At 72.4% G+C, this 6,904-nt stretch carries 7 protein-coding genes and 1 pseudogene; 3 read left to right on the forward strand and 5 right to left on the reverse strand.

Annotated elements, in window-relative coordinates; all coding sequences use genetic code 11:
• Window positions 1–52: 52 nt before the first annotated feature.
• From G3I19_RS16515 to G3I19_RS16535, 5 genes are all read right to left on the reverse strand, one after another.
• Complete coding sequence (locus G3I19_RS16515) at window positions 53–784, reverse strand: response regulator transcription factor (RefSeq protein ID WP_164264374.1); 732 nt, start codon at window positions 782–784, stop codon at window positions 53–55.
• A 52-nt stretch (window positions 785–836) separates the two neighbouring features.
• On the reverse strand, window positions 837–1,166 hold the full coding sequence (locus G3I19_RS16520; protein WP_164264375.1) for a hypothetical protein: 330 nt from the start codon (window positions 1,164–1,166) through the stop codon (window positions 837–839).
• 211 nt (window positions 1,167–1,377) lie between these two features.
• Window positions 1,378–2,463: a trypsin-like peptidase domain-containing protein gene (locus G3I19_RS16525; RefSeq protein WP_164264376.1), complete on the reverse strand. Its 1,086-nt coding sequence runs from the start codon at window positions 2,461–2,463 to the stop codon at window positions 1,378–1,380.
• 186 nt (window positions 2,464–2,649) lie between these two features.
• A complete protein-coding gene (locus G3I19_RS16530) occupies window positions 2,650–3,672 on the reverse strand; it encodes a LacI family DNA-binding transcriptional regulator (RefSeq protein WP_164264377.1) in 1,023 nt (340 codons plus the stop codon).
• 36 nt (window positions 3,673–3,708) lie between these two features.
• The gene (locus G3I19_RS16535; protein WP_164264378.1) at window positions 3,709–4,500 is read right to left on the reverse strand and encodes a response regulator transcription factor; all 792 of its coding nucleotides are present in this window, start codon (window positions 4,498–4,500) and stop codon (window positions 3,709–3,711) included.
• 258 nt (window positions 4,501–4,758) lie between these two features.
• Between G3I19_RS16535 and G3I19_RS16540 the strand changes: the two genes are divergently transcribed.
• From G3I19_RS16540 to G3I19_RS16550, 3 genes and pseudogenes are all read left to right on the forward strand, one after another.
• Window positions 4,759–5,640 carry an alpha/beta hydrolase gene (locus G3I19_RS16540; protein WP_164264379.1) on the forward strand — a complete coding sequence of 294 codons (882 nt, stop codon included), beginning with the start codon at window positions 4,759–4,761 and terminating at the stop codon, window positions 5,638–5,640.
• Between the two features lie 203 nt (window positions 5,641–5,843).
• Window positions 5,844–6,098 (forward strand): MoaD/ThiS family protein, encoded by a 255-nt coding sequence (locus tag G3I19_RS16545; RefSeq protein ID WP_164264380.1) that lies wholly within the window; start codon window positions 5,844–5,846, stop codon window positions 6,096–6,098.
• 8 nt (window positions 6,099–6,106) lie between these two features.
• Window positions 6,107–6,904 (forward strand): annotated as a pseudogene (locus G3I19_RS16550) (hypothetical protein); the annotation flags it as partial.

A 6,904-nucleotide genomic window follows, 5' to 3' on the forward strand; every position in this document is an offset into this window, starting at 1 on the left:
AGCCGGGAGCGCAGCGGAAGCCGCTGGAACCAGCGCACGGGCCGGCTGGATCTCACTCGGCGCTCCCGGTCCGCAGCGCGTACCCCACGCCCCGCACCGTGTGCACGAGGCGCGGTTCGCCGCCGGCCTCCGTCTTGCGGCGGAGGTACATCACGTACACATCGAGCGAGTTGGACGACGGCTCGAAGTCGAAGCCCCACACCGCCTTGAGGATCTGCTCCCGGGTGAGCACCTGACGCGGGTGCGCCAGGAACATCTCAAGCAGGGTGAACTCGGTGCGGGTCAGCTCCACCCGCCGCTCCCCGCGCACCACATCACGCGTGGAGAGGTCCATCCGCAGGTCGGCGAAGGACAGTACGTTGTCGTCCGGGACCTCGCCCGCGGTCGCCGCGTACGAACTGCGCCGCAGCAGGGCGCGGATGCGGGCGAACAGCTCGTCCAGCTCGAACGGCTTGACCAGGTAGTCGTCGGCGCCCGCGTCGAGTCCGGTCACCCGGTCGCCGACGGTGTCGCGGGCGGTGAGCATCAGGATCGGGGTCGTCGACCCCGAAGCGCGCAGCCTGCGGGCGGCGGTCAGCCCGTCCATGCGGGGCATCTGGATGTCGAGGACGATGAGGTCGGGCTCGTACGGGCCCGCCTTGGTCAGCGCGTCCAGGCCGTCGACGGCGACCTCCGTCCCGTACCCCTCGAAGGCGAGACTGCGGCGCAGCGCCTCGCGTACGGCGGGCTCGTCGTCGACGATCAGGATGCGCTGCTGGTCGTGGCCGTCCTCGGCGGGGCTCATCGGTTCTCTGTCCTCGTTCGCTGGCGGGGCGTCGGTTTTCGTGTGGCGTCCCTCAGCCTCGCACGGCGGACCGGCGGCGGCGCGCGGCACGCCTCTTGGCGCGGGCTGCGGTGGCCGCTGCGGTGGTCGCTGCGGTGATCGCTGTGGCGCGCACCTCGGGGGCCCGCGCCGCGGCCTGTCCCGGCTGGGCGGGCTCATCGGGCTGTCCTGGCTGATCGGCCTGGCTGACCTGTCCTGGCCGGCCGGTCCGGCCGGTCCGGCCGGCCTGCTCGGCCTGGGACTGGACCAGTGCCAGGGCGAGTCCGAGGTCGGCCGGGCCGCTCCAGGAGACCGCGGTGAGCAGGGCGTGCCTGGCTCGGTTGACGGTGACAGTGACGGTCACGGGGCCCTCCGGGGGGACGGCCGGTGCGGTGTGTGCGCCGGCGGGTGGTTGGTCCTGTCCGGTCGGTCTTCGTGGGGCCGCGACGCCTGGCCCGGCACCTCGCGGCGTTGTCGGAGTCGCCCAGTACGTCCAGCACGGGGGCGATCCTCCGCCTTGCGAGGCACCGCACCGGACGCCGTGGGCTGATCCGCGAAGACCGACCGGACAGGACCTAGCTGTTGGTGCCGCCCGCCCTCAGGTGGGCGAGGTCGGCCTTGACGGTGTTGATCGGGATGGCGAAGCCGAGACCCACGCTCCCCGCGTCGCTCGAACTGTCGCTGCTCTGCGAACTGGCCGAGTACATCGCGGAGTTGATGCCGATGATCTCGCCGTTCATATTGATCAGCGCACCGCCGGAGTTGCCGGGGTTGAGCGAGGCGTCGGTCTGGAGCGCCTTGTACGTGGTGGTGGAGTCGCCGGTGTCGCCGTTGAACTGCTGTCCGCCGAACTGGAACGGCCAGTTCCCGTCGCCGCCGCCCTGCTGCCCGTAGCCCTGGCTGCCCTGCCCCTGGCCGTCCTGGCCCTGGTCCTGGCTCTGCCCCTGGCTCTCTTCCTTGGCGACGGTGACATCCCGGTTCAGCGCCGAGATGATGCCGCTGGTGACGGTGCCGGTCAGGCCCTCGGGGGAGCCGATCGCGACGACCTGGTCGCCGACCGCCACGTCGGACGAGTCGCCGAGCGAGGCGGGCTTGAGGCCGGAAGCGCCGTCCACCTTGATGAGCGCCAGGTCCTTGTCGGGGTCGGCGCCGACGACCTTCGCGGTGTACGTCTTGCCGTCGCTCAGGGAGACCTTGACCGAGGCGGCACCGGAGATGACGTGGTTGTTGGTGACGATCTCACCGGCGGCGGTGACTATCACGCCTGCCCCGGTGGACTGCCCCGCCGACGAGGTCGCCTTGACCTCGACGATGCTCGGCGAGACGGCCTGGGCGACACCGGAGACCGTGCCCCTGCTCGACTGCGAGACGGTGGTGCCGGACACGGTGCCCGCGGGGTTGGCCCCGTTGCTGCCGTTGTCCATCAGGGACTCGGCGAGAGCCGCCGAACCGCCGCCAATGACCGCGGCGACGATGGCGACAGCGGCGAGGAGGGCGACCGGCCGCTTGGCGCGCTTGGGCTTGACGTGATCCGCCGGGGCGGCCGGAGCCGGGGGCGGCCAGGCCGCCGAGGGCTGGTGTGCGGGCGGCGGCGGGTAGGACCGGGCCGCGTACGCATCGTCCTGCTGCGGGTTGGGGTACTGCTCCGGGTTCTCGGTCATGTCTCATAGCCTTGCCACCGACCATGAGAGTTTCCTGAGTGCCCGCTGAGAAGCCCGACAGAACCCCGTATGCCCGATATAAAGGCCCGTCGCCCCTCCCGACATCCCTACGGGCGGGCGGGGTTGGTCCGCACAGCCGGGCGGGGTCGGTCCGGCCCGCGAGGGCAGCGCGCGCGGGCGGAACCGTCAGCCGCAGCCGCAGGAACGGCGCACGACCAGCGCCGAGGGGAACTGCTTCAGCCGCTCCCGCCGCGACCCCGCGACCCGCAGCGCGTCGTCCAGTACGAGATCGACCGCGGAGCGCGCCATCGCCGGGCGGTCCGAGTACACCGTCGTCAGCGGCGGGTCCGTGAGGGCCGCCTCCTTGACGTCGTCGAAACCGGCCACGGCCAGCTCGGTCGGCACATCGATCCGCAGCTCCCGGGCGGCCCGCAGGACACCGATCGCCTGGTCGTCGGTCGAGCAGAAGATCGCCGGCGGCCGGTCGGGGCCGGCGAGCAGCTTCAGCGCGACCTGGTAGGCGTCGTAGCGGTTGTACGGGGCCTCGAAGAGCCTGCCTTCGACGGAGCGGCCCGACTCCTGCATCGCGCGCCGCCAGCCCTCGACGTGGTCGGCGACCGGGTCACCGACGGAGGGCGTCGACTCGACGCCGCCGAGGCAGGCCACGTACGCGTAGCCGTGCTCCAGGAGGTGGCGGGTGGCGAGCTGGGCGCCGCCGACGTCGTCCGTGACCACCGCGACGTCGTCGATCGCCTCGGGCCGCTCGTGCAGCAGCACCACCCGGGCGTCCCACGCCTCTATCTCGGCGGCCGCGCGCTCGCTCATGCCCTGGCTGACCAGGATCAGACCGGAGACCCGCATCCCGAGGAAGGCCCGCAGATAGTGGACCTCGCGCTCGTCGACGTAGTCGGAATTGCCGACCAGCACCATCTTTCCGCGCTCGGCCGCGGCCTGCTCGACCGCGTGCGCCATCTCCGCGAAGAAGGGCTGCCGGGCGTCCGGCACGATCATCCCTATGAGGTCGGTGCGCCGTGAGGCCATGGCCTGCGCCACCCGGTCCGGCCGGTACCCCAGCTCCTTGATCGCGTTGACTACCCGCTCGCGCGTGGCCGGGGCGACCGGCCTCGGTCCGTTGTTGATGACATAGCTGACGACCGCGGTCGAAGTCCCCGCCAGTCGCGCCACATCGTCCCGCGTCACCTTGGCCACGCGCGGCAGTCTACGCGGATGGACCTGCTGGGGGACCTACCGTTTTACGGGCCGGACCGCGGGCTCCACCGAGTCCGCCGTGTCCTCCGTCCGGGTCAGTGCCCCGGCCGCCCGCTCGGCGGCCCTGGCCTGCGCTTCCTCGGCGGCGCGCTCCACCTTCTCCGGGGTGACGAAGCGGTAGCCGACGTTGCGGACGGTGCCGATCAGCGACTCGTGCTCGGGGCCCAGCTTGGCGCGCAGCCGGCGTACGTGGACGTCGACCGTGCGCGTACCGCCGAAGTAGTCGTACCCCCAGACCTCCTGGAGCAGCTGGGCCCGGGTGAAGACCCGGCCCGGGTGCTGCGCGAGGTACTTGATCAGCTCGAACTCCTTGAAGGTCAGGTCCAGGACCCGGCCCTTGAGCTTCGCGCTGTACGTCGTCTCGTCGACCGAGAGGTCACCGATCCTGATCTCGGTCGGGGAGTCGTCCGATGTGATCTGCTGGCGGCCGGTCGCGAGCCGCAGCCGCGCCTCGACCTCGGCCGGGCCCGCGGTGTCGAGCAGGACGTCGTCCACTCCCCAGTCCGCCGTGACGGCCGCGAGGCCGCCCTCGGTGACGACGAGGACCAGCGGACAGCCGGGCCCCGTGGAGTGCAGCAGCTGACAGAGGCTGCGCACCTGGGGCAGGTCCCGGCGCCCGTCCACGAGGATCACGTCGGCCCCCGGGGTGTCGATGAGTGCCGGACCCTCGGCGGGAGCGACCCGCACGCTGTGCAGCAGAAGTCCGAGCGCGGGCAGCACCTCCGTCGACGGCTGGAGGGCGTTGGTCAGGAGCAGCAGAGAACTCATTGCGCTCCACCTGCCGTGGTCGTCATACGGTCGTGCATATTTCGCTCGCCCATTACGTCGGTTCCTCCTCGGTCCCTGCGATGGGGCACTGCTTTTTTCTGCGCTCAGCTTTTCTCTGCGCCTACCCCGCGCCCGGGGCTTGCTGCGCGGGCGGCCGGCACGGGTTTCCGTATACGCGGTTCGTATACAACGCGCCGAAAGCACAAAAGGACCTGGGGGCAACTTTGCCCAGGTCCTCATCCCACGAGAATAGCCCACATGACTTCCGCGCCAGAAGACCGTTTCCTGAGAGCCTCTGTTCCCTTGGTCACTCCGGGCGAACTCAGAGTGATCCTCCGTACCGGGGACGGGGTCCCGATCGAGGCGCTGTACGAGCCGTCCGCGCAGGGGCCGAGCGACACGGCGATCGTGGTCGCGCACGGCTTCACCGGGGCGGTCGACCGGCCCGCGGTGCGGCGTGCGGCGGGGGTGTTCGCGCAGCGTGCGGCCGTGGTCACGTTCTCGTTCCGTGGGCACGGCAGGTCGGGCGGGCGCTCGACGGTGGGCGACAAGGAGGTGCTCGACCTGGCGGCGGCGGTCGAGTGGGCCCGGAGCCTCGGACACAGCCGGGTGGTGACGGTGGGCTTCTCGATGGGCGGCTCGGTGGTACTGCGGCATGCGGCGCTGTACGGGGCGGGGAGCGGCGGGTCCGCGGGCGGGGAGCTTGCGGGGGCGGGTACGGGTGCGGTGGCCGCGGGCGGGGCGCGTACGGATGCGGCACGTACGGATGCGGTGGCCGCGGTGAGTTCACCGGCCCGGTGGTACTACCGGGGGACGGCACCGATGCGGCGGCTGCACTGGGTGGTCACCCGGCCGCTGGGGCGGGCGGTGGGGCGGTTCGGCCTCCGGACCCGGATCCATACGCAGGACTGGGACCCGGTCCCGCTGTCACCGGTGGAGGCGGTGCCGATGATCGCCCCGACGCCGCTGCTGATCGTGCACGGCGACCGCGACCCCTACTTCCCGCTGGACCACCCACGGATGCTGGCCGCGGCCGCCGGGGCTGGGGCGGAACTCTGGGTGGAGCCGGGGATGGGGCACGCGGAGAACGCGGCGGGCGACGAGCTGCTGGCGCGGGTGGGGGAGTGGCTGGTGCGTTAGGGGGCGGGGCGCGGGGAGCCGGCCGCCCGCGCCGGGCTTTCGGGGGCGCCGCCCCCCGGGGCCCCGCTCCTCAAACGCCGGAGTGGCTTGGTTCTGGCCGGTGTGGGCCTGATGTGGACCGACGCGGAGTCGATGCGGGCGCCGCCCCCACCGCCGCACCCGGCATCATGGACCCGCGCGACGCAAACCAATGAGGAGTACCCATGCCCGCGGGAACCATCCGCTACTGGGCCGCCGCCAAGGCCGCCGCAGGGACAGCCGAGGAGCCGTACGACGGCGCCACCCTGGCCGAAGCACTCGACGCGGCGCGCGAGCGGCACCCCGGGGAGCTGCCGCAGGTCCTGCGGCGGTGCTCGTTCCTCGTCGACGGCGATCCCGTGGGGGCCCGTGACCATGAGACGGTACGGCTTGCCGAGGGCGGCACGGTCGAGGTGCTCCCGCCGTTCGCAGGAGGGTGACCCCCCACATGAGTGATCAGCAGTCCTATCCGTACCGGCAGCAGCCGCCGCAGCCCGACCCGCGCGCCCACCAGGAGCCGGACGGGCACCAGGAACCGCACCCGCACGATCCGTTCACCCAGACCTGGAGCGGGCAGACCTGGGACACCCAGTTCCAGCCGGTACAGCAGCAGGGCCAGGACTCGTACACGGCTCCGCCACAGGCCGCCGCCCCGTACCAGCAGGCCCAGCAGGACCTGTATGCCCAGCAGGCACCGCAGGGACAGCAGGCCCAGCAGGACCTGTATGCCCAGCAGGCCCCGTACACGCAGCAGGCCCCGCAGGACCCGTACGCCCAGCAGGCCCCGTACACGCAGCAGGCCCCGCAGGGCCCGTACGCCCAGCAAGCACCGCAGGGACAGCAGGCCCCGCACACGCAGCAGGCCCCGCAGGCCCCGTACGCCCATCCGTACCCCCAGCAGGGGCCCGGTCAGGGCCAGGACCCGGGCCAGGGCCAGTACCCGGGCCGGGGCCAGGATCCGCAAGCCCAGCAAGCCCAGCAAGCCCAGCAGGACCCGTACGCCCAACAGACTTCCTCTCAGCAGGGGCAGGGGCAGGGGCAGGGGCAGCAGCCCCCGTACCAGCAGAGCGACCCCGAGCCCCCGCGGCACGAGACTCAGCAGCCCTACGCCGGGACCGGGTCCACCTACTTTCCGCCGCAGTCGCTTCCCCTCCCGCCCGAGGCGCCCGCCCCTGCCCCGTACGCAGCGCGGCCCGAGCCCGTCGTCGCGCAGGCGCCCGCCGCGCCCGCTCCCGGTGACGGGCCC

This window comes from Streptomyces sp. SID10853 (assembly GCF_010548145.1).
Classification (GTDB): Bacteria; Actinomycetota; Actinomycetes; order Streptomycetales; family Streptomycetaceae; genus Streptomyces.

What these genes read in the sequence shown, in the direction of transcription:
- G3I19_RS16540 (WP_164264379.1), top strand. Translation starts at nt 4,759, where the DNA reads ATGACTTCCGCGCCAGAAGACCGTTTCCTGAGAGCCTCTGTTCCCTTG.
- G3I19_RS16525 (WP_164264376.1), bottom strand. Translation starts at nt 2,463, where the DNA reads ATGACCGAGAACCCGGAGCAGTACCCCAACCCGCAGCAGGACGATGCG.
- G3I19_RS16545 (WP_164264380.1), top strand. Translation starts at nt 5,844, where the DNA reads ATGCCCGCGGGAACCATCCGCTACTGGGCCGCCGCCAAGGCCGCCGCA.
- G3I19_RS16535 (WP_164264378.1), bottom strand. Translation starts at nt 4,500, where the DNA reads ATGAGTTCTCTGCTGCTCCTGACCAACGCCCTCCAGCCGTCGACGGAG.
- G3I19_RS16515 (WP_164264374.1), bottom strand. Translation starts at nt 784, where the DNA reads ATGAGCCCCGCCGAGGACGGCCACGACCAGCAGCGCATCCTGATCGTC.